This window comes from Haladaptatus sp. AB618 (genome assembly GCF_024136965.1).
Classification (GTDB): domain Archaea; phylum Halobacteriota; class Halobacteria; order Halobacteriales; family Haladaptataceae; genus Haladaptatus.
In genome coordinates this window covers 277,440-295,109 of the sequence record NZ_JAMYJX010000001.1, presented here as the reverse complement: position 1 = coordinate 295,109, position 17,670 = coordinate 277,440, and the positions used below count along the sequence as shown (strand labels likewise).

The 17,670-nt window shown below is 62.1% G+C and carries 19 protein-coding genes; 10 read left to right on the top strand and 9 right to left on the bottom strand.

Features of this window, described 5'->3' with window-relative positions; all coding sequences use genetic code 11:
• Nucleotides 1–3 precede the first annotated feature (3 nt).
• Together NKF26_RS01520 and NKF26_RS01515 are read right to left on the bottom strand one after the other, a co-directional pair.
• Complete coding sequence (locus NKF26_RS01520; protein ID WP_253233930.1) at nucleotides 4–1,809, bottom strand: ATP-dependent DNA helicase; 1,806 nt, start codon at nucleotides 1,807–1,809, stop codon at nucleotides 4–6.
• A gap of 57 nt (nucleotides 1,810–1,866) precedes the next feature.
• Nucleotides 1,867–2,070, bottom strand: a complete 204-nt coding sequence (locus NKF26_RS01515) for a hypothetical protein (RefSeq protein ID WP_253224974.1) — start codon at nucleotides 2,068–2,070, stop codon at nucleotides 1,867–1,869.
• Nucleotides 2,071–2,516: 446 nt separating this feature from the next.
• Here NKF26_RS01515 and NKF26_RS01510 point away from each other — a divergent pair, with 446 nt between their 5' ends.
• Entirely contained in the window at nucleotides 2,517–3,851 is a 1,335-nt protein-coding gene (locus NKF26_RS01510; RefSeq protein WP_253224973.1) for an MFS transporter, read from the top strand.
• A 76-nt stretch (nucleotides 3,852–3,927) separates the two neighbouring features.
• On the opposite strand, the gene NKF26_RS01505 is transcribed toward NKF26_RS01510, so the two are convergent.
• Nucleotides 3,928–6,330 (bottom strand): DUF4350 domain-containing protein, encoded by a 2,403-nt coding sequence (locus tag NKF26_RS01505; protein WP_253224972.1) that lies wholly within the window; start codon nucleotides 6,328–6,330, stop codon nucleotides 3,928–3,930.
• Between the two features lie 137 nt (nucleotides 6,331–6,467).
• Nucleotides 6,468–6,749, bottom strand: coding sequence for a hypothetical protein (locus tag NKF26_RS01500; RefSeq protein WP_253224971.1), 282 nt, complete (start codon nucleotides 6,747–6,749; stop codon nucleotides 6,468–6,470).
• Between the two features lie 73 nt (nucleotides 6,750–6,822).
• Between NKF26_RS01500 and NKF26_RS01495 the strand changes: the two genes are divergently transcribed.
• The gene (locus NKF26_RS01495; RefSeq protein ID WP_253224970.1) at nucleotides 6,823–7,677 is read left to right on the top strand and encodes a YkgJ family cysteine cluster protein; all 855 of its coding nucleotides are present in this window, start codon (nucleotides 6,823–6,825) and stop codon (nucleotides 7,675–7,677) included.
• A gap of 22 nt (nucleotides 7,678–7,699) precedes the next feature.
• On the opposite strand, the gene NKF26_RS01490 is transcribed toward NKF26_RS01495, so the two are convergent.
• Nucleotides 7,700–7,873, bottom strand: a complete 174-nt coding sequence (locus NKF26_RS01490; protein WP_253224969.1) for a DUF5786 family protein — start codon at nucleotides 7,871–7,873, stop codon at nucleotides 7,700–7,702.
• 215 nt (nucleotides 7,874–8,088) lie between these two features.
• On the opposite strand from NKF26_RS01490, the gene NKF26_RS01485 reads away from it, so the two are divergent.
• Nucleotides 8,089–9,099, top strand: coding sequence for a DUF5784 family protein (locus tag NKF26_RS01485; protein WP_253233929.1), 1,011 nt, complete (start codon nucleotides 8,089–8,091; stop codon nucleotides 9,097–9,099).
• Here NKF26_RS01485 and NKF26_RS01480 read toward each other — a convergent pair.
• The gene (locus NKF26_RS01480; RefSeq protein ID WP_253224967.1) at nucleotides 9,096–9,380 is read right to left on the bottom strand and encodes a DUF2795 domain-containing protein; all 285 of its coding nucleotides are present in this window, start codon (nucleotides 9,378–9,380) and stop codon (nucleotides 9,096–9,098) included. The genes NKF26_RS01485 and NKF26_RS01480 overlap by 4 nt on opposite strands.
• 167 nt (nucleotides 9,381–9,547) lie before the next feature.
• On the opposite strand from NKF26_RS01480, the gene NKF26_RS01475 reads away from it, so the two are divergent.
• Together NKF26_RS01475 and NKF26_RS01470 are read left to right on the top strand one after the other, a co-directional pair.
• Complete coding sequence (locus tag NKF26_RS01475) at nucleotides 9,548–10,336, top strand: PHP domain-containing protein (RefSeq protein ID WP_253224966.1); 789 nt, start codon at nucleotides 9,548–9,550, stop codon at nucleotides 10,334–10,336.
• Between the two features lie 52 nt (nucleotides 10,337–10,388).
• Nucleotides 10,389–10,559: a DUF6757 family protein gene (locus tag NKF26_RS01470; protein ID WP_342764457.1), complete on the top strand. Its 171-nt coding sequence runs from the start codon at nucleotides 10,389–10,391 to the stop codon at nucleotides 10,557–10,559.
• On the opposite strand, the gene NKF26_RS01465 is transcribed toward NKF26_RS01470, so the two are convergent.
• Nucleotides 10,556–10,921 (bottom strand): hypothetical protein, encoded by a 366-nt coding sequence (locus tag NKF26_RS01465; protein WP_253224965.1) that lies wholly within the window; start codon nucleotides 10,919–10,921, stop codon nucleotides 10,556–10,558. The genes NKF26_RS01470 and NKF26_RS01465 overlap by 4 nt on opposite strands.
• A gap of 120 nt (nucleotides 10,922–11,041) precedes the next feature.
• Complete coding sequence (locus NKF26_RS01460) at nucleotides 11,042–11,362, bottom strand: ferredoxin family protein (RefSeq protein ID WP_253224964.1); 321 nt, start codon at nucleotides 11,360–11,362, stop codon at nucleotides 11,042–11,044.
• Between the two features lie 211 nt (nucleotides 11,363–11,573).
• Here NKF26_RS01460 and NKF26_RS01455 point away from each other — a divergent pair, with 211 nt between their 5' ends.
• The 3 genes from NKF26_RS01455 to NKF26_RS01445 all read left to right on the top strand — a co-directional run bounded on the left by NKF26_RS01455 (nucleotide 11,574) and on the right by NKF26_RS01445 (nucleotide 13,579).
• Nucleotides 11,574–12,041 (top strand): cupin domain-containing protein, encoded by a 468-nt coding sequence (locus tag NKF26_RS01455; RefSeq protein ID WP_253233928.1) that lies wholly within the window; start codon nucleotides 11,574–11,576, stop codon nucleotides 12,039–12,041.
• 65 nt (nucleotides 12,042–12,106) lie between these two features.
• Complete coding sequence (locus NKF26_RS01450) at nucleotides 12,107–12,262, top strand: hypothetical protein (RefSeq protein ID WP_253224962.1); 156 nt, start codon at nucleotides 12,107–12,109, stop codon at nucleotides 12,260–12,262.
• 435 nt (nucleotides 12,263–12,697) lie between these two features.
• On the top strand, nucleotides 12,698–13,579 hold the full coding sequence (locus NKF26_RS01445) for an aldo/keto reductase (RefSeq protein WP_342766294.1): 882 nt from the start codon (nucleotides 12,698–12,700) through the stop codon (nucleotides 13,577–13,579).
• Here NKF26_RS01445 and NKF26_RS01440 read toward each other — a convergent pair whose 3' ends face one another.
• On the bottom strand, nucleotides 13,580–14,512 hold the full coding sequence (locus NKF26_RS01440; protein WP_253224960.1) for a DUF4352 domain-containing protein: 933 nt from the start codon (nucleotides 14,510–14,512) through the stop codon (nucleotides 13,580–13,582). It abuts the gene before it with no gap.
• Between the two features lie 182 nt (nucleotides 14,513–14,694).
• Between NKF26_RS01440 and NKF26_RS01435 the strand changes: the two genes are divergently transcribed.
• Both NKF26_RS01435 and NKF26_RS01430 read left to right on the top strand, forming a co-directional pair.
• Complete coding sequence (locus NKF26_RS01435; RefSeq protein ID WP_253224959.1) at nucleotides 14,695–15,099, top strand: DCC1-like thiol-disulfide oxidoreductase family protein; 405 nt, start codon at nucleotides 14,695–14,697, stop codon at nucleotides 15,097–15,099.
• Nucleotides 15,100–15,284: 185 nt separating this feature from the next.
• On the top strand, nucleotides 15,285–17,618 hold the full coding sequence (locus NKF26_RS01430; protein ID WP_253224958.1) for an ATP-dependent DNA helicase: 2,334 nt from the start codon (nucleotides 15,285–15,287) through the stop codon (nucleotides 17,616–17,618).
• Nucleotides 17,619–17,670 lie beyond the last annotated feature (52 nt).

Below are 17,670 nucleotides of genomic sequence, written 5' to 3'. Positions count from 1 at the left end.
GCATCACTCCGTGTCCCACACGTCCGCCATCGGACTCTTCTTTTTGCGGTCGGAGCGCCGTGAGCGCGAAGATTGGCGGGATTGGGAGTTCGACTGCGACTGATCGTCGGTCGATTGGCTCGGCGATTCGGTTCGATGTCTTCCGCCGCCGAGGCCGCCAATACTGCCGTCGCCGCCCGCATCGCCCGGGTCGAACTCGGGGAGTTCCGGGTACGACATCAGATCGACCTGTTCGGCGAACCAGTCGGGCATGTCGGTCCGGGCGCGGTCGAACAGTTGCAGGAGGCTGGAGTCGGCGAGGTACGTCGCGCCGTAGTCGTCCGGGGCGCGGATCACGCGCCCGCAGGCTTGAATCACGGTTCGGAGCGCGGCGCGGTAGTACCACGCCCACTGGCCGTGTTCGAGTCGGTGGGCGACCCGCGAGTCGCCGGTGTTCAGAAATGGTGCCTTACAGAGCACCTGCCAGCGGGCGAGGTCGCCCTTCAAATCGAGCGCCTCCTCCATCTTCACCGAGAGGAACACGTCCGGGTCGTCCGTCGCCTTCCACGAATCGAGGTCGGCGTCGCGCGAATCGCGGCCGTGGGCGCGCACTCGTCCGCCGACCCCGAAGGCGTCGAGGTGTTCGGCGAGTTTCTGCTGGATATGGTAGGAGTGGGCGTGGACGATTCCCTTCTCGTCCGGGTGCTCCTGCATGACGCGGACGATGGTTCTCGCGATCTTCGGGAGCGTGTCCTCGCGGTGTTCGTACGTCATCTTCCCCTGCGTCACGTCGTACAGCGGCCGATTTTCGACGGGGAAGGTGTGGCCGACGTCCACGAGGGCGACGCGGTCCGGATCGAGGCCGACCTGTCGGCAGAACGCCGCCTTGTTCAGGATCGTCGCCGAGAGGAGCGCGAACTTGTTCCCCCGCTCCCAGACGGTGTGGGCGAGGTACCGCTCGGGGTTCATCGGTTTGATGGTGATCGCGGTTCCCTTCCCGTCCGGTTGGTCCACGACCCACTCCGTCGCGCTGTCGGGGTTGCGGTAATCCTCAACGAACCAGTCCAGTTCCGAGACGAGTTCCTGAAACCGGTCGCGGCGGGCGACCTCCGCGGGCGTGAGTTCCGGTTGCGCCACGAGGTCGTCTTTTCGTCGCTTGAGGGTGCCGCCGAGTCGTTCCGCGTACTCCACCGCCCTGTCGAGACCCGTGATTTCGGGAACCTTCATATCGTCCCAGATTGGCACCGTCCGCGGGTTTATGTCGATGGCGGCGTACATCTCGGCCCATTCGGCGAGTCCGTGGGCCTCGTCGATGACCACCACGTCGCGCTTGCGGAACACCTCCGAACCAGCAGTTCGCATGAAGTACGCCAGCGTCATCGCCGCGATTTCCCGGTTGCTGGCGATGGCGCGGTCGGAGAAGTACGGACAGCGATGTCTCACCGAGCAGTCGTAGCCCTTCTCGCGGGCACAGGGCGCGCGATTGACCGGCGTGTCGTGTTCGCCCGGCAGGATGCAGGAGTAGTTTCGCTTCCCGCGGATGATTTTGAGGTCGTCCAGTAGGGAGTCCTCGGCCACGTCGTCCAACTGCGAGACTTGCGGCGTCGTGTAGTACGCCCCTGTCGAATCGCTCGGGTCGGCCTCGTCGACCCGCCGTGCACACCCCGCAATCGCCCGAGCGAGCAGGGACTTACCGCTCCCCGTCGGTGCGCGAACCAACACCACGTCGTTTTCCCCCTCGAACGCTTCCCGAATGTCCGATAGCGCCTCCTGCTGGTTGCCACGGAAGGAAGGTGCGGGGAACTCGTCTAAAATCCGCTCGGGATTCACTGTTGGTAGAACGACGAGGAGGGCCGTAAAACCTGCCGGTCTCGGGCAGGTTTCGCGTCACTCGCTCAACGCCACCACGTCTTCCGCCGACGGATAGTCCGGCAACTGTTCGATGCAGGCATAGCAGAGGAAATGCTCGCTGCCGTCCTCGAACTCCAGCGTCATTCCGCCAGTGGTCTTTGGACTCGCAGTCCAAAAGTTGCCAATCCCTCCCGCAATCGGCACGTCCGCCCCACAGCCGTCGCACTTGTCGGTACTCATTGGAACCAGTTGTGAGTCAGGGGCAAAGAGCGTTTGGCGTGGACGGTTCGGACGATGCGGTGGCGGGAACCAGAAACGGAACTCCGGGGGCCGTCATCGGTGTGCGTTGGAGTGCCACGGTACCGTCAGAACTATGACCGATGTGACTCGATTTTTTCACGAAGCGTTCTATGACTCATCGGTTCGCGTGTCGTCCGGTGTTCGAACCGCTCGCGCTCACGCCGAGGAGCGGGGCCCGATAGCCGCAGCACTCGGGTTTCGTTCCGCTACATCCCGTAGCCGCAGTTTCTCGACCGAACACACACGCATATGCCGATATCCACCGAGTCGTCGGCACGTCGCCGCGACTCACTCGTCAGCGTATCGTCGCTCGAACGAAAGACGCATCGCTCGCCGTCCCTCGGACGGTTCGAACCGGAATCGACGACCGTCGGAGGTGGTCGCGAATGACCACGGTGGACGCGGACGGGAATACAGCCGACGCGAGCGGAACGTCGGTGGACGCAAACGCCACGAACCCGTCGCTGTGGCGGAATCGCGATTTCCGACGGTTCTTCGCCGGGGAGTTCGTGACGAACGCCGGGGACAGCCTCTACACCGTCGCGGTCCTGTGGCTCGTCTTCGACCTCACCGGTTCGACCGTCCTCACGGGAATCGCCAACTCGCTGTTGTTGCTCCCGTGGCTCCTGCAGATGTTCGCCGGGCCGATAGTGGACCGACTACGGCTCAAACCCGTGCTCGTGGGGTCACAGGTGATACAGGGCGTCGTCGTCCTCGCACTCCCGCTGGCCGCGGCGATGGGATGGATGAGCGTCGGTGTCCTGCTCATGGTCGTCCCGATACTGACGCTGGCGAACCTGCTGATGGAGCCGATGCAGGCGACGCTGGTCCCCCGTATCGTGGCCAAAGGACGACTGTCGCGGGCGAACTCGGCGCTCGCGACCGTCACGCTCGGACTCGACATGGTGTTCGACGCCCTCGGCGGTGCCTTCATCGCCGTCTTCGGGGCGACGACGCTGTTCCTGTTCGACTCGGTCACGTTTGCCGTCGCCGGGATGCTGTTCGCGGGCATCACCGTCACCGCGGTGGACACCGCCGGCGAATCGGAAGGGGGCGACGAACCGCTGTTCGGCTCGTACGTCGCCGACCTGCGAGCGGGGGCCGACGTCCTCCGTGGAACGGTCTTCGTCGAACTGATACTCACGACCGCGGTGGCCAACCTGGCGACCGGCGTGACGCTCGCCATCCTCCCGGCCTTCGGCGACGGTCTCGGAGGTCCCGCGGTCTACGGCCTGCTACTCGGTGCGCTCGGCATCGGCCGACTCGTCGGGTCGGTAGTCGCGCCGCGTTTCGAAGGCGTCTCGTACGGGCGGTTGCTCCTCGTCGGCAATTCGCTGGGAGCGTGCTGTTGGTTCGCCGCGGTTTATGCGCCGTCGGCGGCGCTCACGGTGGTCCTCTTCGGAGCCGCGTGGATACCGGCGGGCGTCAACGGCGTGCTCACGGCGACGCTGAACCAGACCGTGTTTCCGGCCGACCGACTCGCTCGGATATCGTCCATCAAGGGAACCGCCTCGGGTGCCACGCTACCGCTCGGTTCGCTGGTCGGCGGCGTCGTCGCCGAGGTGATGGGAACGACGACAACGATGGGACTGGCGGCGTTCGGTTTCGGATTCACGGGGCTGTACATACTCGTACGGCCGCGACTCCGACGGCTCCCCGCCGTCGCGGATGCGAATCCCGCGGCGTTCGACGTGACGCCGGAATCGGGCGACGAGGAGTAGCGCGGCTGTTCCCTTCGAATTTTCGAGGGTCCTCGGGATGGTGTACGAAAAACCGCGAAAAACGGGGTCGTCCGTCTCAGTACGACTTGCTGGTGGACAGTGCGTCGCTGTCGTCGTAGACGTACACCGTGTCGCCGCCGTTGTTCCAGACTGCAGAGCCGGTCTTGCCCCAGTAGAGGTCGGTGCTCGTGTCCGACCCGGTGCCGGTGTGGAGCGTCACCTGCGCACCGGCGTCGAGGGTGAAGCCGTCGGGGAACGAGTAGGTGTGGGAGGCCTCGTCCTCGACGGTCCAGCCGGTGAGGTCGATGGAGCCGGTTCCCGTGTTCTCGAAGACAACGTACTCGTCGTCGAGGTTGTTGTTGTCGTTGCCGGACGCGTCCTCGTGAATCTGGGCGATCGAGATTTCGCCGTCGCCGCTACCGCCATCGCCGCCGCCGGTCGAGCCGTCGTATGCGTCGAACAGCGGGAAGGACGTGTCGAAGACCGTCGTCGTCGGGATACCCGAATCACCGTTGACGTTGTTCGTCCCGTCGGTGACCTGGTCGCCGTTGATGCGCAGGTCGGAACCGAGCGAGGACGCGAGACCGTTCAGGTTGGAGCGAGCGCCGGACGGTGCCGTCCCCGCGCCGATGAGAACGACGGCGCCGCCGTCCGCGATGAACGAGGTGAGCGCGTCGATTTCGGCGCTCGTGAACGCGCTGACGGGCGTGGTGACGATGATCGCCTGCCAACGCGAGAGGTCGAACGCGTCGAGATGGTTGACTTGGTCGAACGAGAGGTCGACGCCTTCGAGGTAGCGCCCGTAGTACGCCGCGTCGTCGTTCGAGAGGGCGTAGGAGGCGTCGAACTGACCGTGGCCACCGTCGATGAGGACGTCGCCGCTCCGGTCCGTGATGTAGTCGATGAGGTTGGTGAGGAAGACGAAGTTCTCGTAGTCGGAGGTATCGACGGCGAAGCCTTCGGAGCTCTCGTAACTCTCGTCGATAAGTGGGCTGCCGACCATGGCGACGTTGGCGTCCTCGTCCACCGCGGCGAGCGGGATGTCGCCGTCGTAGCTGTAGCCGCCACTCTGCGTGGCGGTGCTCTCGGCGGAGACCGGAACGCGGGAGTCGGCGACGCCGCCCGAGGCCGTCTTGACGCTCGCGGCTTGCGGGAAGAACAGGTCGTCCACCGCGCGGTTGCGGATCGTTGGAGCCTCGTCGGGTGCGCTTTCGCTCCACACGTTGAGACTATCGGACCGTGCGGTGTCCTCCGCACGCCAGAACTTGTCGTGTTTGGTGAGGCCGGAACCGTAGACGCGGGCGTAGCCCTGCTCGACTGCGTGGTAATTGTACAGGTCGTCGCGGTTTCCGTCGCCGTTCGCGTCGTAGTAGAGGTAGCCGAGAACGCGGTCGTAGGTGTCCCGAATCGGCTCGTTCTCGTCGAACGCGAGTTTGACGGTCTTCCCGCCGAGTTCGTCCTGTCCGAAGGTCTTCGCGTTGTCACCCCACGTCTGGAGGTAACTGAGGTCCTCGATACCCTCCCACTCCTGAATCCGCTCGGCGGAACTGTGCGAGGAGAGTTCGGGCGTGTCGATGCCGAGGATACGGATGCTCTCGGTCGTGCCGTCGGAGAACTCCACCGTCGCGGTGTCGCCGTCCGAGACCTTGGTGACGTCCACGGTGTAGGTCTTGGACTTGTCCAGTCCGAGTCCCTCGCGGTCGGTGAAGTAGTCGAAAGCGGTGTTGAACTGGCTCGTGAGCGGTAGGTAATCCGAACCGCCGTTGTTGGTCGCGTCGACGACTTCGTCGTCGTTGAACCGGAACGAGAGGCCGAGCGCGGACGCGATGTCGTTCAGGTTCGCGGTCGTGTCGTTGTCGTTGTAGTCGGATTGATCGTGGACGAACAGGACGCCACCGCTCGCGACGAAGTCCGAGAGGGCGCTCAACTCCGAGGACGAAAACGCGGTGGCGGGCGAGGTAATCACGGCCGCGTCGGCGCTCCCGAGGTCGGACGAGAGGCTGGACGTTGCCGTCACGGTGTAGCCGTTGTTCTCGGCGTAGCTCTCGAACTTCGAGAACGACGCGAGGTCGTAGTATTGGTCGTGGCCCTCGTCGAAGAGAACGGTGCCGGAACCGCCGAGTTGGGCGTCCCACGCGTTGAGGACGAACTCCTCGTTCCCGTGCTGCCAGACGGTATCATCCTCGACGAGCATCGAACCGAACGCGACGACGTTCGACTCGGTGGCTGTCAGCGGAATCGACGTGCCGCTGCTGTAGATGGTTGCGTCGCCGTTCGAGTCGGCATCATGGTTGCTGGCCGTGTCCTCTGCCCAGACGGAGATGATCGAGCTATCGGTCAACTCGCCCCCGGAGGAGTCGAGGAGGCTCGACGTCGAATGGAATTCGATTGCGGGAATTTGGCCCGAAGCGGCCCGTACTTCGGAACTACCCGTTGCGGCGATTGGTCCCGCTGCCGTTGCTGCTGCGAGTGCTGACATAAACGTTCGTCTTCGCATCGAGTGAACGAAAAAAGTGCAGGGACATAAATTATTGCATTTTCATGCGTTATTTTAACCCACTGCCACAAGAATATATACAAATATGTGCACAATATATTCCTACGTTTCACACGGTTCTAGACGCCATCGTCCGGAGCGTATTCGTCCATCATTCGGCTCGCTTCGGTGGCGTAGCGCTCGCGTGTTTCCTCGTCTTCGACCGTTCCTAACTGGTCGGGAGACACGTCGAGTGCGGCCGTGGTCTCGCGCGCAGCACCGGTGAAGCTCGTGAGCGCACGCTCCTTGCGGAAGTAGCGTTTTCCGTCCGGCGTCGCGTACACGAGGATGATCAGGTTCTGTTCGTCGTCCGAATACGTCCGTTCCGCGAGCCACACGCGCACTTCGTTGCTGGTATCCATATCCCCCATCGGTTCCGGGAGGAAATAGTTCCACCCGACGGTTTATGCTACTAACTACCGTACCGTGATCGGTATGGAGGTGAACTGCGAGGGATGTGCTGGATGCTGTATCGACTGGCGAGCCATCGCGCCGACTTCCTCGGACCACGAACGGCGTGGACCGCGCCGACCGTTGGACGAGACCTACAATCTCGTTCCCCTCATGCGCGAGGAAGTGGAAGCGTTCGTGGAGGCCGGACTCGGTGACGCCATGACGCCGCGCCTCTGGCACGACGACTCCGGGGTCGAAATCGGCGGCGAACGACTGGCGGCAATCGGGGGGAAACCCGCGTTCTTTCTCGGGCTTCGCAAGCCGCCGAAACCCGTCGAACCGTTCGAAATCGAGGAATCGGAGTGGCTGCCGACCTGTACCTTCCTCGACCCGGAGACGCTGCAGTGTCGGATTCACGGGACCGACCTGTATCCGATGGAGTGTGCGGAGTACCCCGGCCACAACTGCAAGCTGGGACAGCAAACCGAATGTGAGCGGGTGGAGGAAGCGTTCGGCGGGGAGCGATTGCTGGATTCGGAACCGCCGGAGGCGCTCTCCGGACTCCTCCTCGGTCCGCAGGCGATCGGCGAAAAGGTGTTCGTCTATCCGGACCCCGACGAGTTACCCCCCGTCGTCGATCGAATGCTCGCGGACGAGTTGACCGACGAGGACCGCGCCCACTTCGTTGCGAGCGCCGCCGCAAGCAGCCCCGGAACGACGGAACACAATCGGGCGGTGTACGAAACCGTACTGGAACGAGCGCGAGCGGCCGACTCGTGGGTCGGCCGCTCCATTCGGGAGTGGGAAGCGATGGCAGAGAACTCCGATGAACCCGACCCGTCGGTCGCGGAGCGGGTCGAAGCGGAGCGCGGCGCACCGTCCACTCTAGGCTGGTAAACAACTGCGAAGAAGAGCCGTTCTACTCGGATTTCATCTTCTGGAACTGCTCGAGCAGGTCTTCGGCTGAATCGCCGGAGTCGTATTCGACAGTCCCGTGATACTCAGATCGTACGTCATCGACGGTCGTATCGACGCTACTGTTTTTCCGCTCACGACGTTCGTGTTCTTCTTCGTCATAGGCACCCATTGACATGACAACCACACTCATACTTGGCGAGGAGTAGTTATTAATGTAACGGATAATCACATTATACGTTCACGATGGACTATCGTCAGACGGAAAGAGGTACCCGAAGAAACGGAGTGCGCGAACCGATGGAAAAGACGACGGAACTGAGAGTAGAGATGTATTCGTGACGACCGGTGTGGTGCATAACACGTAAACATTCTCGGTTACTAGGTCATCTTGTGGCAAGCCCGCTCCGCTTTCGCCGCTCTACGGAGCGGTGGGACGACGACCGCATAACGACGGAGTTGTATTCGCACCTCGACTCGAACCTCGGGGCGCGTTCGACGACACCACACTACGTGGAACCGAACGGCTTCGAGGCACGGCGTTTCGAGATGGATAACGGCGACGTGGCGCTGTTCGTCTGGAACGACGACCTCGCCTACTGGCTCGGGAACACCGAGACGCCGCCCGCACTCTGGCGCACGAACAAGTACACCTTCGACGAGATTCCGTATCCTATCGCGCGGTGGAGTCAACGCGAACTCCTCGCGGATCTCGCCGTCGAATCGCCGTGGCTGGCCGAATACGACTACCTCTCGTGGTTCTTCCTTCCCGTCTTCTTCTCGAAGGACGGCCGCGAAACCTCGCGAGCGTTTTTCCGTAAGTACGCCGCCGGATTCCCCGACGCGACGCGCGACCAGGCGCTCTCGTTTTACGAGCGATTTCTCAGTACGGGTGCGCTGGACGACTACCGATACACGATGGCGTCGAAACTCGGGACGAGCGAGTACTTCGACGAGAACCGTATGAGTTCGACGATGAGCGAGTTCACCGTCGCAAAGATACTAACCGACGCCGGGTACGCCGTCGAACCCGAAATCGAGGTGACGACCGGCCATTCGCTCGATTTCCGTGCCGACCCCGCCGACGGCAACCAATCCACGCTGGTCGAAGTGACCCGTCCACGTCCGCCGACCCGGCGGGCCGCGGATACGCCCGTCGCGGCGGTGCGCGAGACCGCGGAAACGAAGACGAACGGGCAACTGAGCGAGCACGGTGGCGGCGCGGTGTTGTTCGTGGACTGTACCGGATTCCGGGACGACGAGTGGGCCGCCGTCGTCGGCGAGCAACCGGGCGTCCGTCATCGACCCGCAGTCGTCTTCCGCGCTCGGCCGTCCGGACACATCGAAGCGTACGAAAAAGGGTCGGTGCCGCTGTCGCTGAACCGTGCGCTCGACTGGGTCTAGAACGAGACCTGGTCGGGACCGGACGTTCCCATCGTCGTCGGGTCGCGGTCGCTGTAGTACCGGCGACCGATGGCCTTGTGGCTGATGGCGTTGTACATCGCTTCTTGGGCCTGCTGTGGCGACTCGTACGTTTCGTCTCCGGTACGGCTGAACACCTCTTCGAGGGTTTCAGTCCCGTTGGGGAGGTCGATGACGTAGTCGCCGTGGGACGCGATCAACCGTTCCGTGTCGGTCGGATACTGATGTTCATCGAGCAGTTGGCTTGCCTTCTTGAGCGTCATTACGAACAGTTCTAAATCAAAGACCATTATAAACATTTCCGCCAAGGGGATACGGAGAATATAAGGATGTACAATCGGTATAGATTCGGCGCTTCGTCGCCGCCCTGTCCTGCAAAAGTCGCCGGTCGAACCACAAACACCTTCGTTCGAGCTACCGGAGGAAGGACATGAGCGTTTTTGCGGATCTGCACGTCCACACCACTAACTCCGACGGGTCGATGGAACTGTCCGACGTTCCGGCGGCCGCGCGGTCGGCGGACGTGTCCGTCGTCGCCATCACGGACCACGACCGACTACATCCGGAACTACCGACGCCGGTCAGCGTCATGGATGGGGTTACGGTCGTTCACGGCATCGAACTGCGGGTGAGCGCACCCGATGGCCAGCATCTCGACTTGCTCGGCTACGGCGTCTATCCGACACCGGAACTCGCCGACGAACTGGAGCGCCTGCAGGCTGACCGGAAGGAACGCGGACAGGCCATCATCGACTGCGTCGAAGACCGACTCGATATCGACCTCGGACTCGAATCGCGCGAAGGGCTCGGACGACCGCACATCGCTCGCGCCATCGAAGCACACCCGGAAACCGAGTACGACTTTTCCGGCGCGTTCGACGAACTCATCGGCGCTGGCGGACCGTGCTACGTCGCCCGGGACGTGCCGACGTTCGAGCGCGGCGTCGAACTGCTCTCGGACGCGAGCGGCCTCGTCGGCTTGGCCCACCCGTATCGGTACGACGACCCCACTTCGGCACTCGCCCTCACCAGCGAACTGGATGCCGTCGAGCGATACTATCCCTACGGACGCGAGGTGGATACGCGACCGTTGGAGCGGGCGATTGCCGACCACAACTTGGTGCCGACTGGAGGAAGCGACGCCCATGGGGAAGTGCTCGGGAAAGCCGGACTCTCGAAGGCGGAATACCGTCACTTCAGAAGCGCGGTCACGCTTTGAGCGGTCATTCGCAAACGGTGGGTTGACTTGTGTGGGGAACGTAGTCGCGGCCATGCGGTGTCATTACTGTGACCGAGAAGCGACGTTCGCGCCCGAAGTGGATGGCGTCCAGGTCGGCCTCTGTGATGCCCACTTCCGGGAGCAGTTCGAATCACTCTCGGATTCGGAGATGATGGAGAAGTTGCGGAACCAACTGGACATCGACGGGACCGATAGGGATTAGTTTTCGATTTTCGCGGTGAACAGCAGTTCGTCGTAGCGATAAAGGGATGCGGGTTCGAGCGTCGCGAGCGCATCGGTAGCCGAATCGGGCGACACACGGACACGGACGGTTCGAATACCGTCCCTGAAGAGATACGAGAGTCCGGTTCGAAGCGGGGCCGTCAAGTCGGATTCGCCGACCGCAACGGGGTGGGTGAGCGCATTCTCCTCCGCGGAGAGGATCAAGGACGCGCCACCACCGCTCATCGTGTAGATCGTGAGCGTGTCCCCCTCGTGTTCCGTGCCGAGAACGTCGACCGGCTCGAACGGGGATTCCGATTCGTCGAGATCGAGGTCGAGAACGTCGTCCGATTTTCGCCTCACCGTCGGACTCACGGTTGCCACCTACCAAATAAGTGGGGAGGGCTTCGAGGATTCATACAGGCCATTTGCGGCCGATATATAAATAGACAGTGGATAACACAAAGAAGAATTTTCGTTTCTTCAGGCGCGGCCAGCGTCCACGTCGATGGCATCGACGGGGCACACGTCAACACAGAGCATGCAGTCGATGCACTGCGCTTCGTTGGCCGGGTCTGCTTTCTCTTCGCTCTCCGGGTGGCCCGGCGTGTCGGTCCATTCGAACACGTCGACCGGACAGTCTTCGAGACACGCCCCGTCGGCGATACAGAGGTCGAAATCGACTGCGACGTGGGTACCGTGGATACCGAGCGTTTCCGGTTCGTCCACCGGACCCCATACGTCGTGGCCCTCGTGTTCGTCTACTTTTTCGCGGTTTTCGTGGAATTGTGGGTCGATAGCCATCAGTGTTTCACCTACACAGTTTAACGCGAAACAGGTACTTAAAACCAAGTACTTTACTTAAAGGTTTGCTCTCCCTTCATTTTTTAGGTTAGGCTAAAAACTGGCCGGAGAGGCTCCGAACAGCGAGAGTAGGAATTTGAGCGTGCGATGGGTTTAAATACCACAACGAGTCGGTAGGAGGTTTTACGGTATCACCGACGAAGAAACGCGCATGGAGAAAGTCCACGTCGAGGACGTAGCGGGACAGATGAGCGCGGCGGACGTTCGACGGCCGGTTTCGAAGGCGCTCGGAACGGAGGACATGGCCATCAACTACTACGAACTCGCACCGGGCGACAGTTTCGCGTTCGGGTATCACGCACACGACGACCAGGAGGAGGTCTTCTACATCCAGTCCGGCACCGCGACGTTCGAAACCGAAGACGGCGACGTGGTCGTCGAAGCGGGCGAAGCGATTCACTTCGCGCGCGGCGAGTTCCAACGTGGCGTCAACGAGGGCGACGACGCGGTCGTCGCCCTCGCGCTTGGCGCGCCGCGCGACACCGAAAACGTGGAGATGTATCGCGACTGCCCGGAGTGTGGCGAACGGACGCAGAACGAGATAGAGATGGTCGGCGACAAGGAAGCGCTCGTCACCATCTGTTCGGATTGCGGCGCGGAAACCGGTCGATTTCACTGATCGGTTTGGTAGTTGATTCTTCGGGAATACATTCATAAAACAGGGCAAGAAAGGACGATAGACGAATGGCTACACAACGAGAAGCGTTCAGTGTCTTCGTCGCCCTCCAATTCGTCGTCGTCTCCGCGGTACTGCTCATTTTGCTCCCGCTGAATGTCGTCGCGCCGATCATCCCGCTCTTTCTCGTGTTCTCGTTCGGTCTGTACAAATACCGTTCATGAATCGTGGGGGCGGAGCGTTTTACGGTGGGGTTCCACCGGAAACGGTAGCCTTCGTCTATCGGAATCCGGTTGCAAACGAAACACAACCGACGGGAAACCCCGGTGTAACTTTTCCACCGGAAACGGGGGGGTTCGTCACGGACTCACAAACCCCACCCCTGCGGGCGAAAACGACGGGCAAAAAGGGCAGTTTTCGAGGAGGGATAATCGGCGGACGACAGGCGTCAGACACGCGATTTTGTGGGTTTTTGCTACCCCACAGTTTCCGGTGGAACGGAGGAAGCGGAGGACGTCGAAAGTTCTGTTCGAGAGCGAAATCGTGGACTGATATCGACGCGAAAACGATGACGGATCGGGAGGGGTGGCGATGGAGCAAGGGAACGGCGACGGAGAGAAAGGAGGTAACGACGGAGCGAAAGTAGTGACGACGGAGCAATGGAGCGGCGACGAAACGGAAGTGACGCCTACCCCACCCTCGCTTCCGCGATACGGACCTTTTTCGCTCTCGCGTCCTTCTCCGAGTTCGTGATAGAGATTCCATCGCCAGGGTTGGGAACGTCTCAAAACAAGGATCCCGAGCAGTGTGCCGAGACGATCCGGACGGCACTCGACGTCGGTTATCGACACATCGACACCGCGCAGATGTACGAGAACGAGGCGGAGGTCGGCGACGGAATCGCCAGTTCGGACGTACCCCGCGAGGATATCTTCCTTGCCACGAAGGTCCTCCCAGCCAACCTCGCGTACGACGACGTGTTTTCGAGCGTGGACGAAAGTCTCGACAAACTCGGGACGGAGTACGTCGATCTGCTGTACGTCCACTGGCCGATGGAGGCCTACGACGCGGAGGATACGCTCCCGGCGTTCGACGAACTGTACGAGGGTGGAACCGCCACCGACATCGCCGTGAGTAACTTCACGCCCGAACTGCTGGACGAGGCCCGTGATCTGCTCGATGCCCCCATCGTCGCCAACCAGGTCGAGATGCATCCGCTGCTCCAACAGGAAGAACTGCGAGCGTACGCGGCGGACCACGACATGACGCTCGTCGCCTACTCGCCGCTCATGCGGGGCGATGTCGGTGACGTCCCCGAACTGCAGGACATCGCCGAAAAGCACGATTCGACGCCGAGCCAAGTCAGCATCGCGTGGTTGCAGGGACTGGGCAACGTCGTACCCATTCCGAAGGCGACCGGTGAGGACCACCTCCGGCAAAACCGCTCCGTCCCTGAACTCGACGCCGAGGACATGGACACTATCGCGGCGATCGACCGTCAAAAGAGAGTTATCGATCCGGACGCGGCCGCGTGGAACTGACTACTGGTTCCAGCGTGTCCACCACGAGCCTTCGTCGTCGCTACCGTGCCACTCGATGGTTATGTCCTGCTCCGAGACGTCCGCCGGGAGTTCGTAGGCGAGCCATCCGGCGAGACTCTCGCCGGAGGCGACGGTTCGGTCGCCGAACTTGTTCACCTTGTACTTTCCATCCTCCTTGGCGATGTGGTCCGTCGGTTTGATCTTCTTCCCTCCTGTATGGAGGACGAACTGATTGCCCATCGGAAGCGTCTGCTTCATTCGGAACTTGTTTTCGGCTTTCACCGTCACGAAGGCCCACTGGCTGCCGTCGCTGGCCTCCACGTCCTCCGACCCACCGCTGTCCGGTTTGTAGCGATAGTGGTCGGTGAGGGTGACATCCTGCACCGTCACGGCGATCTCGTTCGGACTGAGGAACGACTCGCCGAAGGAGAGCGTTTCGCCGACGATATCGATCGAGAACGTCTTCTTCAATTCCGCGATGTGGTAGTTGACCGTCGCCACGTACGGATACGTGAGCTTGGTGGACCACGTCGTCGTCTTCCCCGGCGCGATCTTGTCGGTTTGGATGTGTCCCATCTGCTGGGACCCCGGCGCGTTGCCTTCGACCGACACCGCGGATTCGAACGCCTTCGGGTTGTCACCGACGTTTTTGAGGGTGAGTTTGAGCGCGAACTGCTTGCCCATCGTGACCTTCTTCGGTACCTTCGCGGACACGAGTTGGAAGCCGTTGGCAGTGGTGATTCCACCACTGTCGGCGCTCCCGTCGTCGGTGCCGTCCGAAGTCGATTCGGTAGCGTTACCCGACCCGCCCTTCGATTTGTTCTTCGAGCTATCCCCATTCCCGCCGCTGTTCGGTCCGGAACCCGTACACCCCGCCAAGGCCCCCCCAGCGAGTGTCGCTCCGGACGCCGTCAGAAATCTTCTACGGCGCATGGGTAATTTATATACCACCTCCTAAATAAAGACTCGGGTAGGAGTTCGTTTACTGATAAATCAGGTAAGCGTTCGGAACGATAGCGTGTGGATTGCTGACACATGACTCCTAAACGGAGCAGTACTGCGGCCCGTATCTTGTTGCCAGAAATCGTATCCGAGCGACCCTCGAACGGACGTATATGCGAGAACGATCCTCGTCGCCATCGCGGCCATCGTCGCCATCGATCCCTCCGTCGTCGCCCCGACTCGTCTACGACGACGACTGTGGCTTCTGCACGTGGGTCGCCGAATATGCCGACGCACACGGCGAGTTCGAACTCGTCGGCTTTGCCGACCTCACGCCCGACCAACGCGCCCGCCTCCCACCCGACTTCCAGTCGTGCGCGCACCTGCTCACCGACGAGCGGGTGTACTCGTGTGGCGCGGCCATGGAGGAAACCCTCGCCCGACTCGACGACCCGTCGCGCTACGCGGTGGCGATGTTCCGGTACCTCCCCGAATCGACCCGCGAGCAGATTCGCGAGCCGGTGTACCGCTGGGGAGCCGACCACCGAGCTTGGTGGGGGAAGCTACTGAGTCGGTGATAAGAGGGGAGAAGGCGTTCGAGGTCCGCTTCCCAGTCGCTGGGATCGTAGAACAACCAAGTACGACTCATCGCTTCCCACCAACTCCGTTTCGCAGCATCACTTCCGCCCCGTGCTGAGGTTTAAATACCGAGACGGGAGCAACTCAGGACAACAGCCCTAAGCAGGGGGGAAACAGAGACAGAATGATGCCGGACTGGCGGACGATATTCGGACACGACGAGCCATACGACGAGCAGCGGGACGGTATCGAGACGGCCATCGAAACCGCCCGCGATGACGGCTTTACCGTCATCGAAGGTGCCTGCGGGACTGGCAAGACCATGCTGGCGCTGACGGCCGGACTGGATCTCGTCCGCGACCCGGACAGCCAGTACGAGCGCGTGTTCGTGCTGACGAGCGTGAAACAACAGCTCCGCCAGTTCGAAACCGACCTGAAGACCATCAACTCGAATCTGCCCGACGACTGGAACCCGATATCGGCGCTGACCCTCGTCGGGAAGGCCGACGTGTGCCCGTACAGCCGTGAAAATGCGGGCGACATCGACAGCCAGTCGGTGTACGACCGCTGTGAGGGCCTCCGGGAGCGCACCCGAGACCTGACCGGCGAAGGAGGTTCCGTCACGGCCCAAAATCTCGCCTCGCAAGCCAGAACCCAGCAGACGGGACTGGCCGACAGCGGCAAGGGCGGGGCCGCCGCGTCCTACCTCGAAACGGCGGGGGAACCGACGCCGTACCCGCCGCGGATGCCGGAGTACAACGACGTGGAGTACTGCCCGTTCTACGCGCAGTTCTTGGAGGACATGCCCGAAGATGGCGACCCTATCGAGGCGGTTCCGTTCGATTTCGAGAGCATGGGCCTCATCGAACCCGACGATTTAGTGGCCAACTCGGTGCAATGGGGCACCTGTCCGCACTCGATGATGGGCGCGCTGTTGGGCCACGTCGAGGTCGTCGTCGGAAACTACTACCACGCCTTCGACCCGGTGACGGCGGCGACGTTCACGGGGGCGCTCGTCGACGACTCGACGTTCCTCGTCTGCGACGAGGCGCACATGTTGGAACCGCGCGTCCGCGACCTCGTGAGCCAGTCGGTCGGCGATTCGACGCTCCGTGACGCCGAGTCCGAGCTCACGCGAGTCATTCAGCCCGTCAAGTTCGACGACGATGATTCGGGACACATGACCGCCGACGCCGACCTCGTCCGGGCGGAGCTCGAAGACGCGAGCGTCACGCTGTTCGAACTGGAGGAGACCCGCGAGTTCATCGGCGAACTGCGCGAGGAGATCGACCGGCGCGTGCGGAAACACCTGGAGCGCGAACACAAGGGGTGGCGGGCGAACATCACCGACCTCCCTGACGAAGAAATTCCGCTCCGTGATCCCACGGTACCACAGCAGGACGAAATTTCGGAGTGGGCGGAAAATCGAGGGTACAACGGCGGGACGTGGGCACGTGCGGAGGCCGTTGGGGCGGTCGTCGCCCGCATTCTCAATGAAGCCGAGGACGATGACAGGGAACGCGCCGCGTTGCCCGCCGGGCGTGCGCTGGGAGAGTGGTATCGCAACGATCACGAGAAGTACTTCCGCGAGATCGTCCTCGAACGGACGTGGAACGACCGCGAGCCCAACGACTCGTGGCGACGGGCGTACAACGCCCAACTCGCCATGCAGAACTGCGTCCCGAGCGACGCCATCGGTGAGGAACTCGGGAAGTTCGGCGGCGGGATCCTAATGAGCGCGACGCTCGAACCGATCGAGATTTTCGAGGAAGTGTCCGGACTCGGCCATCTGGAGAAGGACGGAAGACCGATCGTAGAACGGACCTACGGCTTGAACTTCCCCGAATCGAACCGGGAGAGTTTCGCGGTGGACGCACCGAAGTTCACCTACGACAATCGCGGCGCGCCGGGTGACGAGACGGGAACGCGGCAGGTGTACGCCGACGCGATCCGGGATGTGGCACGTTCGCCGGGCAACGTCCTCGTCGGCATGCCGAACTACGCGGAGGCGACGTGGGCCGCCGAACACTTGCGGAGCACGGTGGACAAGCCGGTGTTGCTGGACGAGAGCAGCGCGGATGAGGCGACCGAGAATCTGAAAGACGAGTTCTTCGGCGGCGAGGCGAAAGTGCTGGTTACGAGCCTACGCGGCACGCTGACCGAGGGCGTCGATTATCGTGGTGACCGGCTCCGAGCCGCGGTCGTCTGCGGTGTTCCCATCATCAACACTGCCAGCCCACGGACGAAGGCGGTTCGAACCGCCTACGAACGACAGTTCGGTGACGGGTTTACCTACGCGCTGACCGTTCCGGCCGTCAGAAAAGCCCGGCAGGCCCTGGGGCGAGTCATTCGTGGCCCCGACGAACGGGGAATTCGCGTGCTGGTCGACGGTCGATACGCCCGCGAATCGTGGAACAGCGTCAGGGAGTTCTTCCCGCCCGTCGAACGGGAGGAGTTTCAACCGGTCAGCCCGGACATGCTCTCGTTCGGGTTGGAACGGTTCTGGGACGACGACTGAAATACGGTTCCACAACACCTGTCGAATCGTGGACCGTCACCGTTCGCCTATC

Coding starts and splice junctions, on each gene's coding strand:
- NKF26_RS01515 (WP_253224974.1), bottom strand. CDS start 2,070: ATGAGTACCGACAAGTGCGACGGCTGTGGGGCGGACGTGCCGATTGCG.
- NKF26_RS01510 (WP_253224973.1), top strand. CDS start 2,517: ATGACCACGGTGGACGCGGACGGGAATACAGCCGACGCGAGCGGAACG.
- NKF26_RS01505 (WP_253224972.1), bottom strand. CDS start 6,330: ATGTCAGCACTCGCAGCAGCAACGGCAGCGGGACCAATCGCCGCAACG.
- NKF26_RS01500 (WP_253224971.1), bottom strand. CDS start 6,749: ATGGATACCAGCAACGAAGTGCGCGTGTGGCTCGCGGAACGGACGTAT.
- NKF26_RS01495 (WP_253224970.1), top strand. CDS start 6,823: ATGGAGGTGAACTGCGAGGGATGTGCTGGATGCTGTATCGACTGGCGA.
- NKF26_RS01490 (WP_253224969.1), bottom strand. CDS start 7,873: ATGTCAATGGGTGCCTATGACGAAGAAGAACACGAACGTCGTGAGCGG.
- NKF26_RS01480 (WP_253224967.1), bottom strand. CDS start 9,380: ATGACGCTCAAGAAGGCAAGCCAACTGCTCGATGAACATCAGTATCCG.
- NKF26_RS01475 (WP_253224966.1), top strand. CDS start 9,548: ATGAGCGTTTTTGCGGATCTGCACGTCCACACCACTAACTCCGACGGG.
- NKF26_RS01470 (WP_342764457.1), top strand. CDS start 10,389: ATGCGGTGTCATTACTGTGACCGAGAAGCGACGTTCGCGCCCGAAGTG.
- NKF26_RS01460 (WP_253224964.1), bottom strand. CDS start 11,362: ATGGCTATCGACCCACAATTCCACGAAAACCGCGAAAAAGTAGACGAA.
- NKF26_RS01455 (WP_253233928.1), top strand. CDS start 11,574: ATGGAGAAAGTCCACGTCGAGGACGTAGCGGGACAGATGAGCGCGGCG.
- NKF26_RS01450 (WP_253224962.1), top strand. CDS start 12,107: ATGGCTACACAACGAGAAGCGTTCAGTGTCTTCGTCGCCCTCCAATTC.
- NKF26_RS01445 (WP_342766294.1), top strand. CDS start 12,698: ATGGAGCGGCGACGAAACGGAAGTGACGCCTACCCCACCCTCGCTTCC.
- NKF26_RS01440 (WP_253224960.1), bottom strand. CDS start 14,512: ATGCGCCGTAGAAGATTTCTGACGGCGTCCGGAGCGACACTCGCTGGG.
- NKF26_RS01435 (WP_253224959.1), top strand. CDS start 14,695: ATGCGAGAACGATCCTCGTCGCCATCGCGGCCATCGTCGCCATCGATC.
- NKF26_RS01430 (WP_253224958.1), top strand. CDS start 15,285: ATGATGCCGGACTGGCGGACGATATTCGGACACGACGAGCCATACGAC.